General features: G+C 71.7%; 17 protein-coding genes. 9 read left to right on the top strand and 8 right to left on the bottom strand.

The features are described from left to right. Both DJ70_RS08495 and DJ70_RS08490 read right to left on the bottom strand, forming a co-directional pair. A partial coding sequence (locus DJ70_RS08495) for a histidine kinase N-terminal 7TM domain-containing protein (RefSeq protein ID WP_143420983.1) occupies positions 1 to 1,160 on the bottom strand: 1,160 nt, incomplete at its 3' end. Between the two features lie 58 nt (positions 1,161 to 1,218). After that, the gene (locus DJ70_RS08490) at positions 1,219 to 1,812 is read right to left on the bottom strand and encodes a DUF7474 family protein (RefSeq protein WP_094531948.1); all 594 of its coding nucleotides are present in this window, start codon (positions 1,810 to 1,812) and stop codon (positions 1,219 to 1,221) included. Positions 1,813 to 1,952: 140 nt separating this feature from the next. Here DJ70_RS08490 and mdh point away from each other — a divergent pair, with 140 nt between their 5' ends. The 4 genes from mdh to DJ70_RS08475 all read left to right on the top strand — a co-directional run bounded on the left by mdh (position 1,953) and on the right by DJ70_RS08475 (position 4,001). Beyond that, positions 1,953 to 2,867, top strand: coding sequence for a malate dehydrogenase (gene mdh, locus DJ70_RS08485; RefSeq protein ID WP_094531946.1), 915 nt, complete (start codon positions 1,953 to 1,955; stop codon positions 2,865 to 2,867). Between the two features lie 111 nt (positions 2,868 to 2,978). Further along, positions 2,979 to 3,137, top strand: a complete 159-nt coding sequence (locus tag DJ70_RS17380; RefSeq protein WP_179234015.1) for a hypothetical protein — start codon at positions 2,979 to 2,981, stop codon at positions 3,135 to 3,137. Positions 3,138 to 3,240: 103 nt separating this feature from the next. Continuing rightward, the gene (locus tag DJ70_RS08480) at positions 3,241 to 3,639 is read left to right on the top strand and encodes a DUF5790 family protein (RefSeq protein ID WP_094531944.1); all 399 of its coding nucleotides are present in this window, start codon (positions 3,241 to 3,243) and stop codon (positions 3,637 to 3,639) included. A gap of 77 nt (positions 3,640 to 3,716) precedes the next feature. Then, on the top strand, positions 3,717 to 4,001 hold the full coding sequence (locus tag DJ70_RS08475) for a hypothetical protein (RefSeq protein WP_094531942.1): 285 nt from the start codon (positions 3,717 to 3,719) through the stop codon (positions 3,999 to 4,001). 5 nt (positions 4,002 to 4,006) lie between these two features. On the opposite strand, the gene DJ70_RS08470 is transcribed toward DJ70_RS08475, so the two are convergent. Further along, a complete protein-coding gene (locus tag DJ70_RS08470; protein WP_094531940.1) occupies positions 4,007 to 4,783 on the bottom strand; it encodes a creatininase family protein in 777 nt (258 codons plus the stop codon). A 118-nt stretch (positions 4,784 to 4,901) separates the two neighbouring features. On the opposite strand from DJ70_RS08470, the gene DJ70_RS08465 reads away from it, so the two are divergent. Next, positions 4,902 to 5,219, top strand: coding sequence for a DUF5789 family protein (locus DJ70_RS08465; RefSeq protein WP_179234014.1), 318 nt, complete (start codon positions 4,902 to 4,904; stop codon positions 5,217 to 5,219). A 43-nt stretch (positions 5,220 to 5,262) separates the two neighbouring features. On the opposite strand, the gene DJ70_RS08460 is transcribed toward DJ70_RS08465, so the two are convergent. The 3 genes from DJ70_RS08460 to DJ70_RS08450 all read right to left on the bottom strand — a co-directional run bounded on the left by DJ70_RS08460 (position 5,263) and on the right by DJ70_RS08450 (position 7,932). Then, a complete protein-coding gene (locus DJ70_RS08460) occupies positions 5,263 to 7,209 on the bottom strand; it encodes an ABC transporter ATP-binding protein (protein ID WP_094531938.1) in 1,947 nt (648 codons plus the stop codon). A 79-nt stretch (positions 7,210 to 7,288) separates the two neighbouring features. Next, positions 7,289 to 7,660, bottom strand: a complete 372-nt coding sequence (locus DJ70_RS08455) for a DUF5615 family PIN-like protein (protein ID WP_094531936.1) — start codon at positions 7,658 to 7,660, stop codon at positions 7,289 to 7,291. Next, positions 7,657 to 7,932, bottom strand: coding sequence for a DUF433 domain-containing protein (locus tag DJ70_RS08450; RefSeq protein WP_094531934.1), 276 nt, complete (start codon positions 7,930 to 7,932; stop codon positions 7,657 to 7,659). Before DJ70_RS08450 ends, DJ70_RS08455 begins: the two co-directional genes overlap by 4 nt. A 124-nt stretch (positions 7,933 to 8,056) precedes the next feature. On the opposite strand from DJ70_RS08450, the gene DJ70_RS08445 reads away from it, so the two are divergent. Next, entirely contained in the window at positions 8,057 to 8,557 is a 501-nt protein-coding gene (locus tag DJ70_RS08445; RefSeq protein WP_094531932.1) for an MOSC domain-containing protein, read from the top strand. Between the two features lie 22 nt (positions 8,558 to 8,579). Here DJ70_RS08445 and DJ70_RS08440 read toward each other — a convergent pair whose 3' ends face one another. Next, on the bottom strand, positions 8,580 to 8,906 hold the full coding sequence (locus DJ70_RS08440; RefSeq protein WP_094531930.1) for a DUF7538 family protein: 327 nt from the start codon (positions 8,904 to 8,906) through the stop codon (positions 8,580 to 8,582). A 117-nt stretch (positions 8,907 to 9,023) separates the two neighbouring features. Here DJ70_RS08440 and rnz point away from each other — a divergent pair, with 117 nt between their 5' ends. Next, a complete protein-coding gene (gene rnz / locus DJ70_RS08435) occupies positions 9,024 to 9,956 on the top strand; it encodes a ribonuclease Z (protein ID WP_094531928.1) in 933 nt (310 codons plus the stop codon). Positions 9,957 to 10,055: 99 nt separating this feature from the next. Continuing rightward, on the top strand, positions 10,056 to 10,487 hold the full coding sequence (locus tag DJ70_RS08430) for an HIT family protein (RefSeq protein WP_094531926.1): 432 nt from the start codon (positions 10,056 to 10,058) through the stop codon (positions 10,485 to 10,487). 33 nt (positions 10,488 to 10,520) lie between these two features. On the opposite strand, the gene DJ70_RS08425 is transcribed toward DJ70_RS08430, so the two are convergent. Next, a complete protein-coding gene (locus tag DJ70_RS08425) occupies positions 10,521 to 11,738 on the bottom strand; it encodes an MFS transporter (protein ID WP_094531924.1) in 1,218 nt (405 codons plus the stop codon). A gap of 100 nt (positions 11,739 to 11,838) precedes the next feature. Between DJ70_RS08425 and DJ70_RS08420 the strand changes: the two genes are divergently transcribed. Then, the gene (locus DJ70_RS08420; protein ID WP_094531922.1) at positions 11,839 to 12,630 is read left to right on the top strand and encodes an AAA family ATPase; all 792 of its coding nucleotides are present in this window, start codon (positions 11,839 to 11,841) and stop codon (positions 12,628 to 12,630) included. Positions 12,631 to 12,700 lie beyond the last annotated feature (70 nt).

Here is a 12,700-nt window from a genome sequence, read left to right as displayed (position 1 = left end):
TCGTTTCGGAGGTTGTGTCTGAGCACCCGGTTGAGCACCTCCAGCTGCTGACGGCGTCGCTCGCGTTCGGTGACGTCCGAGAGGACGACGGTGTACCCGACGTGGCTCCCGTTCGGGTCGGTCAGCCGGGACGTCGACACCGCGTACGTGCGGCGGCCGTCGGCCGTCTCGACCGCGACCGTCTCGTTCGCGTCGTCGCTCTCGTCCTCGCCGCGCTCGCCGTCGACCGGCACGTCGAGGAACGCGGAGAGCGGCCGGTCGCGCGCGTCCTCGGCGTCGACCTCGAGGAGCGTCTCCGCGGCGGGGTTCAGCCGGACGATCCGGCGGTCGAGCGCGAGCGCGATGATGGGATCGGCGAGATCGTCGATCGCCGTCCGCTCGGCGGCGCGGCTGGTCGTCGGGTGGCGGTCGAACATCTCCGCGCGGTCGAACGCGTACGCGTCGAGCAGGACGTGCGGGACGAACATGAGCGGCGCGAGCCGAAGCTGCGGGACGGGGCCGACCCCGAGCGTCCACGCGACCAGGGCGAACCCCGGCGGGAGCGAGCTCAACGCCACCGCCGCCGTCTCCCGCCGGTACAGCGGGCCGTAGCTGAACAGGGTGTCGACGAGCAGGAAGACCGCGCTCGCGACGAGCACCGACTCGACGGCGACGACGAGGTACGCCCACGGGCCGAGGGCGTACGAGACCGTCTCGACCCCGAGGACCGGGTCGGACCGAAACCCCGTCCAGAACCCGCCGTGGATCGGGTTGGTGGCGAGGACGAGCGTCGAGAGCAGCCCGAACCCGACGATCGCGGCGAAGAGTCGTCCCCGGATCACGTCCGCCCGTCCCGTGTACGCGAGCGCGAACCCGAGGAAGGCCACGCCGGTCCAGACGATCCCGAGCCACGTCGTCGCCTCCAACACGGTCCGGAGGGTCGGTCCCTCGACGAGCAGCCCGACCCCGTAGGAGAGACACCACGTCGCCTGCGCGGCGAACACGCCGAGGAACCAGTCGACGCCGGGTCGCCCGCGGTGGCGACGGATGGCCCACGCGAGCCCGAGCGCGCCGACGCCGCCCGCGAGCGATCCGAGCACGGGCCAGGCGGGGACCGCGGGCCACGCGGAACCGAGCCACGCGTGGACCACGGGCCACGCGAGGGCGGCGTCGAAGGGCATCGTGGCTACCGACGGCGACGTGCGGCCTAAAACTGTCGTGCGACCCGGAGCGGGGGGATCACCCGTGCCGCTCGATGACGCGCTTCGCCGCCTGGCCCTTCTCCTTCCAGCCGTACCCCGCGTCGTACACGTGGCGCTTCGACTCGACGAGCTCCTCGGGCGAGGACTCCTCGAATCCGCCGCGGTCCCACGCGCCGGAGGTGTGGAGCCACTCGACGACGTTCTCCTTCGTCTCCGGCCAGGAGAGTCCGACCATCTCGTACCACGCGACCATCGCGAAGACAGCGTTGTCGTGACAGCCGGGGACGGAGCCGCGCTCGTAGACGGTCCGCATCGGCTCGCGGGTCGGCTCCGAGACGAGCTCCTTGAACTCCGCGGCGGTGAGGAGCCTGAGCACGTCGTCCTCGCGGACGACCCGCTGTTCGCGTTCGAGCGCCCCCAGCGCGGCCTTGTGGAGTCCGCCCCACTCGTCGGCGACGGCCTCCCGCAGGGCCGACTCGGCGATCCCGTCGCGCTCGGCCGTGAGGACCGACAGCAGGTCCGTGTACACCTTCTCGACGGTGGGCCAGCTCACGCCCTCGAACTCGCAGTCGGCGTCGTGGAGGCTGTTGGTCGTACGGCAGCCGGGACACGGGTAGCGGAACGTCGGCACTACGCGTCCCTGCGTCGCGGCCGGTGTTAGGGTTTTCGCGACGGACGCGCCCGCCCGACCGCTCGTCCGCGGCCGTTCTCCGGCGGCCGATCGGTCCTTTCGAAACGTTTACTCGCCGGCCGACCGCGATGTTAGGTGGCATGAGCAAAGTCAGCGTGATCGGCGCGGCAGGGACGGTAGGAGCCGCGGCCGGCTACAACCTCGCACTGCGCGACGTGGTCGACGAGCTCGTCTTCGTCGACATCCCGGACCAGCGCGAGACGACGATCGGCCAGGCGGCCGACGCGAACCACGGCGTCGCCTACGACTCGAACACGACGGTCAGACAGGGCGAGTACGCGGACACCGCCGGCTCGGACGTCGTCGTGATCACGGCGGGGATCCCCCGGAAGGAGGGCCAGACCCGGATCGACCTGGCCGGCGACAACGCCCCGATCATGGAGGACATCGCCGCCTCGCTCGCCGAGCACAACGACGACTTCGTCACCGTCACCACCTCGAACCCGGTCGACCTCCTCAACCGTCACCTCTACGAGGCGGGCGACCGCGACCGCGGACAGGTGGTCGGCTTCGGGGGCCGCCTCGACTCCGCGCGCTTCCGGTACGTCCTCTCCGAGCGGTTCGACGCGCCCGTGAAGAACGTCGAGGCGACGATCCTCGGCGAGCACGGCGACGCGCAGGCTCCGGTGTTCTCGAAGGTGCGCGTGAACGGCCGGGACCCCGAGTTCGACGCCGACGAGCGCGAGGCGATCCTCGCGGACCTCCAGGAGTCCGCGATGGACGTGATCAGCCGGAAGGGCGCGACCCAGTGGGGGCCCGCCACCGGCGTCGCCCACACCGTCGAGGCGATCCTGAACGACACCGGCGAGGTGCTCCCCTGCTCGGTCGTGCTCGACGGCGAGTACGGCTACGACGACGCCGCCCTCGGCGTCCCCGCGAAGCTCGGGTCGAACGGCGTCGAGGAGGTGATCGAGTGGGAGCTCGACGAGTACGAGGCCGAGCTCCTCGACGAGGCGGCCGAGAAGCTCTCCGAGCAGTACGCGAAGATCGCGTAGGCGGCCGGCCTCTCCGGGAGTCCGGACCTCTCCGTATCGCTCCCGAGTCCTCCGATCCCGGACGGGTCTCTCATAGTCGAGTTCACGTGCGTCGACACCCGATCCCCCGCCATGGCGTCGGACCCGGACCCCCGGACGCACCGCTCCCTCGGCACGGCGCTCCCGGACGCCGAGACCGTCCTCCCGTGGCTGCGGACGCTGGCGGTCCTCGCCGGCTTCCTGACGGTCGCGATCCTCCTCGTGACGCTCGAACTCCTCGGCCGGGTCTGACCCGCCCGCGTTCCCGTCGATCCCCCGCGTGGCTCCTCGATCGGCGGATTTCACTTTCGCTTTCGGGCTCGAATATAAGCCGCGTCGGCTCGACGGTCCCCGCATGAGCCAGTCCACGTTCGACGACGACGACCTGTTCGGGGAGGCGGCCGAGGAGACCCGCGCGGAGGTCGAGGAGCACCTCGCGGCCGCCCGCGAGGAGCTTCCCGACCCCGACGACGTGTGGGTGACCGACGCCGAGAACGTCCTCGGGGCGCTCAACGGGCTCAAGTCGGCGCTCGACGTCGGCGACGCGGTCGATCACGTGCGCTCGGCGAAGAAGGCGTACGTCCTCGGCGAGCGCGCCGACGCCTTCGAGGACGCGGCGGACCTCGAGGCGGAGATCGCCGACATGGAGTCGCTCGTGGGGGACATCGAGTCGGCCGCCGAGGAGGTGGCCTCGCTCACCGGGACGGTCCCCGCGATCCGCGGCGCGCTCCAGGACGCCGCGGACGACGCGTAGACGGGTCGGCGCACGCTTCGTCGTCTCCCGTGGGATCGACGTCGCACTTTATGCGTCCCCCGCCCGACCCTCCGGACATGGAAGAGTCGACGACGGACGTCGTCCGCGTCTGGCTGGTCGAGCGGACCTACTCCGACGACGAGCAGAACATGGTGATCCTTACGTACGCCACGCCCGACGGCGAGCGGTACTTCCGCAAGGAGCGCGCGCTCACGTCCTTCTCGGACGTGCGGGACACCACCGCGGCCGTCCAGGCCGGCCCGGGCGAGCTCGGGTCCGTCGACGATCCGGACCTACGCGAGCGGTACGCGGCGGAGGCGCGACGCATGCGCGACGCGCACGACCCCGACGACCTCATCTGAGCGGGCTACCCGCCGTCTCCGACCTCCCGGTCCGCGACCGCCCGCGCCAGCTCGACGAGCGCGTCGCTCGCGCGGTCGAGCAGCTCCCGACCGCGGTCGGCGTCGCCCGCGGTCGGGTCGCCGACGACCCCGTTGTCGGTGAACTCCTCGGAGTCGTGCGCGAGGTTCACGCCCGAGACCCACTCCCCCCATCGCTCGGCTCCCCCGTCGCGCGCGTCCTCGATCCGCCCCTCGCGGACGAGGTCGGGGGTCGTCGCGCGCAGAAGCGCCGTCTCGAGCGGTCCCGCGTGCCCCATGTCGCCCGCGTGTTCGCCGACCGCCTCGAACCAGGTGAACGCGACACTGTAGCCGTCGTGTGCGGGGTCACGGGAGAAGCGGCGGGCGACCTCCGCGAGCGCCTCGACGTTCCCGCCGTGGCCGTTCACGAACACGACGCGGTCGACGCCGTGTGCCGGGAGCGAGGCGGCCGCCTCCCGGACGTACGCGCGGAACGCGTCGGGGCTCACCCACATCGTCCCGTCGAACGCGCGGTGTTCCTCGGCGACGCCGACGGGGATCGGGGGCCCGACGAGCGCCTCGCCGCGGGGGACGCCGTCGGCGACGCCCGCGCGCGGCTCCGCGTCGTACGCCGCCGCGGCCGCCTCCGCGACCGCGACCGCGTTCAGCGTGTCGGTGCCGAGCGGTGCGTGCGGGCCGTGCTGTTCGGTGCTGCCGACCGGGAGGAACGCCACGTCGACGTCGGCGTCCCGCACGTCGGTCCAGGTTGCGTCCGCGAGTCGCATACCTCCCCTGCGTCGACCGACCCCGTATAGCCGACGGTCGACCGCCCGGCGCGTCACGGTCCCGCCTTCCGCGCGGTTCGCCCCCGATACTTAATCCGTCGGGCGTGGATCGGCGAGTATGACCGACGACGAGGCCGCCCCCGAGGCCGTCTACGGCGTGACGTTCGGCCCGCTGAAGCCCGCGCTCCGCGAGCACGCCTACCCGGTGACGAAGGAGGAACTGATAGAGCAGTACGGCGGGTTCGAACTCGACCACGCGGACGGTACCGACCGGCTGGAGGCGGTGTTGCGCCGGACCGACGTGGCGACCTTCCGCGAACCCCAGCAGGTCCGCGACGCGATCCTCGCGGTCGTCGGCGTCGACGGGACCGGGAACCCCGTCGATCCGGAGACGGTCGGCAGGGAGACGGGCGACTGGAGCCGCCGGTCGCCGTAACGTCGCTGGTCGTCGTCGCCCCCGCTGGTCGTCGTCGCTCTCGCTAGTCGTCGTCGCCCTCGGCGTCCTCGAGCACGCGCGCGGTCCGCTCCTGGGCGCGGTCGATGAACTCCTGGGGCAGCTCGTCTATCTCGCCGGCCTGGACGCCCCAGAGGTGCGCGTACAGCCCCTCGTTCTCCAGCAGTTCGTCGTGGCTCCCCCGCTCGACGATCTCGCCGTCCTCCAACACCAGGATGGTGTCGGCGTCCCTGATCGTCGAGAGGCGGTGGGCGATCGCGAACGTCGTCCGGTCGGCCGTGAGTCGGTCTACCGACCGCTGGATCAGCATCTCCGTCTCCGTGTCGACGTCGGAGGTGGCCTCGTCGAGGACGAGGACGTCCGGGTCCTTCAACACCGCGCGGGCGATGGTGACCCGCTGGCGCTGGCCGCCCGAGAGCTTCACGCCGCGTTCGCCCACCATCGTGTCGTAGCCGTCGGGGAGGTTCTCGATGAACGCGTGCGCCTCCGCGGCCTTCGCGGCCTCGCGGACCTCCTCGTCGGTCGCCTCGAAGGCCCCGTAGGTGATGTTCTCGCGGACGGTGCCGTAGAACAGGTACGACGACTGCCCGACGTAGCCGATCGACCGGCGCAGCGACCGCAGCGTGACCTCGCTCACGTCCTGGCCGTCGATCCGGATCTCGCCCTCGTCGACGTCGTACATCCGGAGGAGCAGCTTGAGCACGGTCGACTTCCCGGCCCCGGTCGGCCCGACGAGCGCGAGCGTCTCGCCGCCCTCGACCGCGAAGTCGACGTCCCGGATCGTCGGCTCCTCGTCGTAGCCGAAGGTGACGCCGTCGTAGACGACCTCGCCCCCCTCCACGACCAGGTCCGGCGCGTCGGCGTCCTGTTCGAGCTTCGAGGGCTCGTCCATCAGCCCGAAGATGCGCTCGGAGGAGGCGCGAGCCCGCTGGTACATGTTGATGATCTGCCCGAACTGGGCCATCGGCCAGATGAACCGCTGGGTGTAGAGGATGAAGACGACGAACATCCCGACGGAGAGGTCGCCGGAGAAGGGACCGGGCGCACTCCCCTCGAACACCCAGAGCCCGCCGACCACGAAGGTGAACACGAAGCCGATGCCCGCGAGCACGCGCAGTGCCGGGAAGAACTTGATCCGGGTGCCGATCGCGTCCCAGTTGGCGTCGAAGTAGTCCATCGAGACGTCGTCGACGCGGTCGGATTCGTACGGCTCGGTGTTCGACGACTTGATCACCTGGATGCCGCCGAGGTTGTTCTCGAGCCGGGAGTTCATCTTCCCGACGGAGGAGCGCACCGCGGCGTACTTCGGCTGGATCGTCCTGATGAAGAGGTAGGTGAACCCGGCGATGACCGGGACGGGTAAAAGCGCCACGAGGGCGAGCTGCGGGTTGATCCACACCAGCAGGCCGCCGATGCCGACGACCATCACGGCGAGCCGGAACAGCGAGTTCATCCCGTCGTTCAGGAAGCGCTCGAGGCGGTTCACGTCGTTCGAGAGGATCGACATCATCTCGCCCGTCTGCTTGTCGGAGAAGAACTCCATGTTCAGCCGCTGCATCCGGTCGTAGGTGTCGGTCCGCACGTCGTGTTGGATGTGCTGGGCGAAGGCGTTGAACCCCCAGTTGCGGACCCAGTGGAACGCCGCGCCGAGCGCGAACGCCCCGGCGATGACGGCGACCGTGAACCAGAACTGCTCGCCCCGGCCCGCCGGGAGCCACGCGTCCGGGAGCACGACGAGCGGGATCTGCTCGCTGAAGCGCGCGTCCTCGTAGAACACCGCGTCGATGGCGATCCCCAGCATGAGCGGCGGGAGGAGGTCGAGCAGCCGGGCGAAGACGCTGGCGAGGACCCCGACGGACACCTGCGGGAGATAGGGGCGACCGTACTCGGCGAACAGCCGCTTCATCGGGTTCTCGACCTCCGCGCGCTGCTCCTCGAACGGGTCGTCGTCCTCCCACTCGGCGCTACTCATCACACGCCCTATCGGACCGCGAGGCAAGTGCGTTTCCTTGGGATCGATCCAGGCCGACAGAATCCGGAGAGAACGGCCGCTATTCGTCGTGGAGCCACTCGTACCACTCACCGAGATCGACGAGTTGATCCGCGACCCCGTCGAGTCCGTACTGGTTGAACACTTCCTCGACCGTTCGAGCGAGTCCCTCGGGATCGGTGTCGGGCAGGTTTTGGTCGTAGTAGAGCAGGATCCCGGCGTGATCGTATCGTTCGTGTAGCGGTTCGAAGTCCTTCGCGTTGTTCGTCACCAGAACCGTTCCGGACTCGCCACACCACTCGACGAGTTCGGCGTCGCTCGTGTGTTCTCCGAACCGGTCTTTCGCCTGTTCGATCTCGTATCCGCGCTCCCGGAGCGTCCGCTCGAACACCCGGCCGACGTGTTCGTCGAGCAGGATCCGGATCTCCGTCACCGTACGGGCTCTTTGGGCTTCACCGACGACTCTCGAACCCGCTCGAACGCCTCCTCGTTCTCCCGTTCGAGTTCACGCATCTCGTCGATATGGGCGTAGTAGTACGAGAGACACTCGTACACGTCCGCGAGGGACACGTCGAACTGATCCGCGACGTGGGCGGGAGCGCGTCCGCCGTCGATCACCCGTGCCGCGACGTGGCGGACGCCCACGCGCGTCCCGTCGATCCGTGGCTCCCCGCCGAGGACGTCGTCGTCGCGGGCGATGCTCATGTGGACGTGTAGGCACCGCTTCCGTTATATCCTTTCGGCGGCCGACGAGGCCGGAGTCCGTAACGATCTCTGCCGCGCCGGCGACGACGTGGGTTTATTATCGTCCGATCGAACGGATACGGCAATGGGACACGCGAAGGAAGCGTCGGCGCGCGACGCCCGCGTCGGCACGGTCGAGCGCATCCACGTCGCCCCGGACACGGGCGGCGACCCCGAGCCGCGGGAGTCCGTCGAGGCGGTCGCCGGTCGGGGGCTGAGGGGCGACCGCTACTTCAGGGGGGAGGGGATCTACAACGAGCGCGACGACCTCGATCCGAGCGACGTCACGCTCATCGAGGCCGAGGCGGTGGAGGCCGCCGCCGAGGCGTACGACGTCGACCTCGCCGCCGGCGAACACCGGCGAAACGTCACGACGCGCGGGGTGGCGCTGAACCATCTCGTCGGGGAGCGGTTCCGCGTCGGCGAGGTCGTCCTCGAGGGGACCGGGCTCTGTGAGCCCTGCGAGTACATGGCGTCACACGCCGACCAGCCCGACGCGAAGGCGGCGCTCGAACACCGCGGCGGGCTCGACGCCCGGATCGTCGAGTCGGGGACGATCGCCGTCGCCGACGAGGTCGTGTGGTGACCGCGTCGACCGACCCGACCGCTCAGACGCTCCGCCGCTCGACGGCGGGGTCGATCCCCGCGGCGTCGAGGTCGTCGCGGACCCGCCGCCGCAGCGGGTCCGGGACGGTCTCGCGGGGGATCGGCGCGGCGGTGCCGGCGTCGGCCGTCGCGGTCCCGTTCTCGTTCCTGCCCTCGTCCGCTCCCGCTCTCTCGACCCCCTCGGGCACGCTCCAGTAGAGGACGCGCTCGGCGTCGGCGTAGAACTCGATCGCGACCCGGTCGCCCCCGCCGTCGTAGTGGACGCGCGCGGCGGCGCCCTCCGCCCGCCACCCTTCCTGGCGGACGAGCGCGGCGATCTCGTCGTACATGCCCGGTCTCGGGGCGGGAGCCTCATGTCGGCTTCGACCGTGGACGGTCGCTCTCGACCCGACCGTGCCGGCGACGCGGCTCGAAAGGAGTTTACCCCCGCCGGCCGCAGGGCGCGTATGTCCCTTCGCGTCACCTTCCTCGGGACGGGCGGCGCCGTCCCGACGACCGAGCGCGCGCCGAGCGCCCTGTTCGTCAACCGCGAGGGCGACCGCCTGCTGTTCGACTGCGGCGAGGGCACCCAGCGCGGGATGATGCGGGCCGGCACCGGCTTCGGACTCGACCACCTGTTCGTCTCGCACCTCCACGGCGACCACGTCCTCGGGATCCCCGGACTCGTTCAGACGCTCGGGTTCAACGACCGGACCGAGCCGCTCTCGATCCACTGCCCGCCCGGCACCGGGGAGGACCTTCACGACCTCGTCCACGCCGTGGGCCACCAGCCGGGGTTCCCGGTCCGGATCGCGGAGGTCGCCCCCGGCGACGTCGCGCTCGACGCCGACGGCTACGAGGTCCGCGCCTTCGAGACGACGCACCGCACCGTCTCACAGGGGTACGTTCTCGAGGAGGCGGACCGCCCCGGCCGGTTCGACCGTCCGAAAGCCGAGGAGCTCGGCGTCCCGGTCGGACCGGCGTTCGGCCGGCTTCACGCGGGCGAGTCGGTCGAACTGGCGGACGGCACCGTCGTGGAGCCCGACCAGGTCGTCGGCCCGCCCCGGCCCGGCCGGACGCTCGTCTACACGGCCGACACCCGCCCGCGCGAGCGCACCGTCGAGGCCGCCGAGGGGGCCGACCTCCTCGTCCACGACGCGACCTTCGCCGAGGGGATGGCCGACCGTGCCCGCGACACGGCCCACTCGACCGGCCGCGAGGCGGGATCGATCGCCCAGCGCGCGAACGCCGAGCGGCTCGCGCTCGTCCACATCTCCTCGCGGTACGCCGCGGACGCGTCGCCGATACTGCGGGAGGCCCGCGAGGCGTTCGACGGGGAGTGTCTGCTCCCCGACGACGGGACGCTGATCGAGGTACCGTTCCCCGACGCCGAGGAGTGACGCGCGACGCGTCGCGACACGGGCGATCGCTCCGGTCGGCGTCCGCGTCGCGTTCCCCGGCGGGAAACCTTGATACGTCGCGGCGTCGACCCCTCGCGTATGTCCGACGACTGTATCTTCTGTTCGATCGTCGACGGCGAGATCCCCGCGTGGACGGTGTACGAAACCGACGCCGTCCTGGCGTTCCTCGACGCCAACCCGCTCGCACGCGGGCACACGCTCGTGATCCCGAAGGCACACGCCGAGCGCGTCGGCGACCTCGACGCCGACACCGCGAGCGCCGTGTTCGACGCGGTGAGCGACCTCACGCCCCGCGTTCAGGACGCCGTCGACGCCGACGCGGCGAACGTCGGGGTCAACGACGGGGAGGCGGCCGGCCAGGAGGTCCCGCACGTCCACGCACACGTCGTCCCGCGATTCGAGGGCGACGGCGGCGCGCCGATCCACGCGGTCGCCGGAACGCGTCCCGACCTCTCGGACGACGAACTGGACGGGATCGCCGGCGACGTCGCCGACGCGATCGACGCGTAAGCGCCTCCCCCGACCGACATCACCGGAGCCCGGTCATCCCCGTCCGCCGGCCAGCCGGTCGGCCGCCGGAAGCGTCCGGAGCCACAGCATCGCGGCGGTTCCCACGAGCGGCCCGACGACGAGCGGGGCGAACGCCCACCGCCAGCCGACGGCGTCGCGCGCGACCGGGACGAGCTGGATCGACGCGATGGTGATGAGAAAGCCGACCGCGGTCTGGAGCGTCAGCGCCGACCCGACGTAGCTCTCGTCGGCGAGCTCCGAGACCGCCGCGGAGAACTGTGCCGAGTCGGCGACGATGACGAACCCCCAGACGAGCACGAACGGGACGACCACGACGGGCGAGGCGCCGAAGACGACGCCCGCGAGCACGCAGGCGGCCCCGGAGACCGTCATCGAGACGCTGGTGACGACGGACCGCCCCCAGCGGTCGGCCGCGGAGCCGGCCAGCCACGCGCCGACGCCGCCGACGGCGATCGTCGCGAACGCGAGCAGCGCGGCGCGCCGGTCGGCGGCGACCGCTCCGCCGGCCTCGAAGCTCGCGGCGAGGTAGACGGGGATCCACGTCCACACCGCGTACAGCTCCCACATGTGGCCGAAGTAGCCGAGGTTCGCGAGGACGACGCCCCGGTCGGTGACGATCCGCCGGATCGCGCTCGGGTCGAAGGGGGCCGTCTCCGGCTGGTGGGGGCCGTCCTCGTACGCGAGGACGAGCACGCCCCCGAGCGCCGCGAGCGCGGCGGTGCCGTACAGGACGGCGTCGGGGCGACCGATCCCGCTGACCGCCCGCAGGAGGTGCGGCGAGGCCGATCCCACCGTCAGCGCGCCGACGAGGACCCCGATCGCCAACCCACGCCCCTCGTCGAACCACGACGCCATCATCTTCATCCCCGTGGGGTAGACGCCCGCGAGCGCGACGCCCGTCAGGAACCGCAGGAGGATCGCCGGCGGCCCGCTCGCGACGACCGCCGCGATGACCGCCGTGCCCGCGGCGCCGGCCAGCGCGGAGCCGGCGAACAGATGTCGCGGCGGGACGACGTCCGCGATCGTCAGCGACGCCGACGCGAGGGCCCCGACGACGAAGCCGAGCTGGACCGCGTTGGTCAGCCAGGCCGTCTCGGCCGGTGAGAGTCCCCACGCGGCGGCCAGCTCCGGGCCGACGGCGGTCCCGCTGAACCAGAGGGTCATCGCGAACAGTTCCGCGACGCCGACGAGCGCGAGCGCGCGCCACCTCCCGTCTGCGATGGCTGCCATCTACCGGTCACGGTACCGATGATCGACGCATAAACGTTGGGACGCTCGCCGGACCGCGACGATCCGCGACGCTTAACAGCCGACTCCGTGGAGCGACTCCATGCACGCGACAACGCTCGCGCTGGTCGGGGCCGCCGGCGGCGCGGGAACGACACGAACGGCCGTCGAGCTGGCGACGGTCGGCGCACGCGGGGGACGAAACGTGGCGGTCCTCGACGCCGCGTTCGCGACGCAGGGGCTCTCGGAGTACGTTCGCGGCCGGATCGGCACCGACCTCACGGCGCTCGTCGCCGACGAGACCGGCGCGTCGTTGTCGGCGGCGACGTACCGGATCGCGGCGGGCGGACGCGCCGGCGCCGACGGCGGCGACGAGGCCGGGAGCCTGCCGGGTCGCGCGGACGTCGTCCCCGCGCGCGCCCCGTTCGAGCGGGTCGCCCGCGCGAAGACCGCCGAGGCGGCGCGCAAGCTCGAACGCCGGATCGACGAGGCGGCGAGCGCCTACGACGCGGTGATCGTCGACGCGTCGCCGGTGGCGTCGAACGAGGCGGTCGCGGCGGTCACGGCCGCCGAGAGCGTCGCCGCGGTCCGCCCCGCGACGCCGCACGGCAGCGACGCGCTCCAGCGGCTCCACGGCCGGATCGCCGACGTGGGCGCGAGCGTCGACGCGACGGTCGCGGTGTCCCGCGGGATCGACGGCGAGCCCGAGGGATCGGCCGCCGACGCCGACGTGACTCTCCCGCGGACGGACCCGCGCGTTGCGGCCGCGCCCGTGGCCGCGACGGGCGACGGCGCGTACGCGCGAGCGATCGCGAACGCGTACGCCCGGCTCTTCGATACGACGCTCGACGTCGACCTCTCTGAGGAGGGACTGATCGGGCGGATGCGGTCGTAGCGGCCGAGAGGGGGTCGTTTCGGCCGCCGGCTCCGCGGGAGTCCCGTCCGACCGCCCGCTCCGCCCGCGG

Source organism: Halorubrum halodurans (assembly GCF_002252985.1).
Taxonomy (GTDB): domain Archaea; phylum Halobacteriota; class Halobacteria; order Halobacteriales; family Haloferacaceae; genus Halorubrum; species Halorubrum halodurans.
This window is presented reverse-complemented; position numbering and strand designations above follow the sequence as displayed.

Coding starts and splice junctions, on each gene's coding strand:
- DJ70_RS08450 (WP_094531934.1), bottom strand. CDS start 7,932: ATGAGCATCGCCCGCGACGACGACGTCCTCGGCGGGGAGCCACGGATC.
- DJ70_RS08470 (WP_094531940.1), bottom strand. CDS start 4,783: ATGCGACTCGCGGACGCAACCTGGACCGACGTGCGGGACGCCGACGTC.
- DJ70_RS08430 (WP_094531926.1), top strand. CDS start 10,056: ATGTCCGACGACTGTATCTTCTGTTCGATCGTCGACGGCGAGATCCCC.
- DJ70_RS08440 (WP_094531930.1), bottom strand. CDS start 8,906: ATGTACGACGAGATCGCCGCGCTCGTCCGCCAGGAAGGGTGGCGGGCG.
- DJ70_RS17380 (WP_179234015.1), top strand. CDS start 2,979: ATGGCGTCGGACCCGGACCCCCGGACGCACCGCTCCCTCGGCACGGCG.
- mdh (WP_094531946.1), top strand. CDS start 1,953: ATGAGCAAAGTCAGCGTGATCGGCGCGGCAGGGACGGTAGGAGCCGCG.
- DJ70_RS08420 (WP_094531922.1), top strand. CDS start 11,839: ATGCACGCGACAACGCTCGCGCTGGTCGGGGCCGCCGGCGGCGCGGGA.
- DJ70_RS08460 (WP_094531938.1), bottom strand. CDS start 7,209: ATGAGTAGCGCCGAGTGGGAGGACGACGACCCGTTCGAGGAGCAGCGC.
- rnz (WP_094531928.1), top strand. CDS start 9,024: ATGTCCCTTCGCGTCACCTTCCTCGGGACGGGCGGCGCCGTCCCGACG.
- DJ70_RS08480 (WP_094531944.1), top strand. CDS start 3,241: ATGAGCCAGTCCACGTTCGACGACGACGACCTGTTCGGGGAGGCGGCC.
- DJ70_RS08475 (WP_094531942.1), top strand. CDS start 3,717: ATGGAAGAGTCGACGACGGACGTCGTCCGCGTCTGGCTGGTCGAGCGG.
- DJ70_RS08445 (WP_094531932.1), top strand. CDS start 8,057: ATGGGACACGCGAAGGAAGCGTCGGCGCGCGACGCCCGCGTCGGCACG.
- DJ70_RS08465 (WP_179234014.1), top strand. CDS start 4,902: ATGACCGACGACGAGGCCGCCCCCGAGGCCGTCTACGGCGTGACGTTC.
- DJ70_RS08425 (WP_094531924.1), bottom strand. CDS start 11,738: ATGGCAGCCATCGCAGACGGGAGGTGGCGCGCGCTCGCGCTCGTCGGC.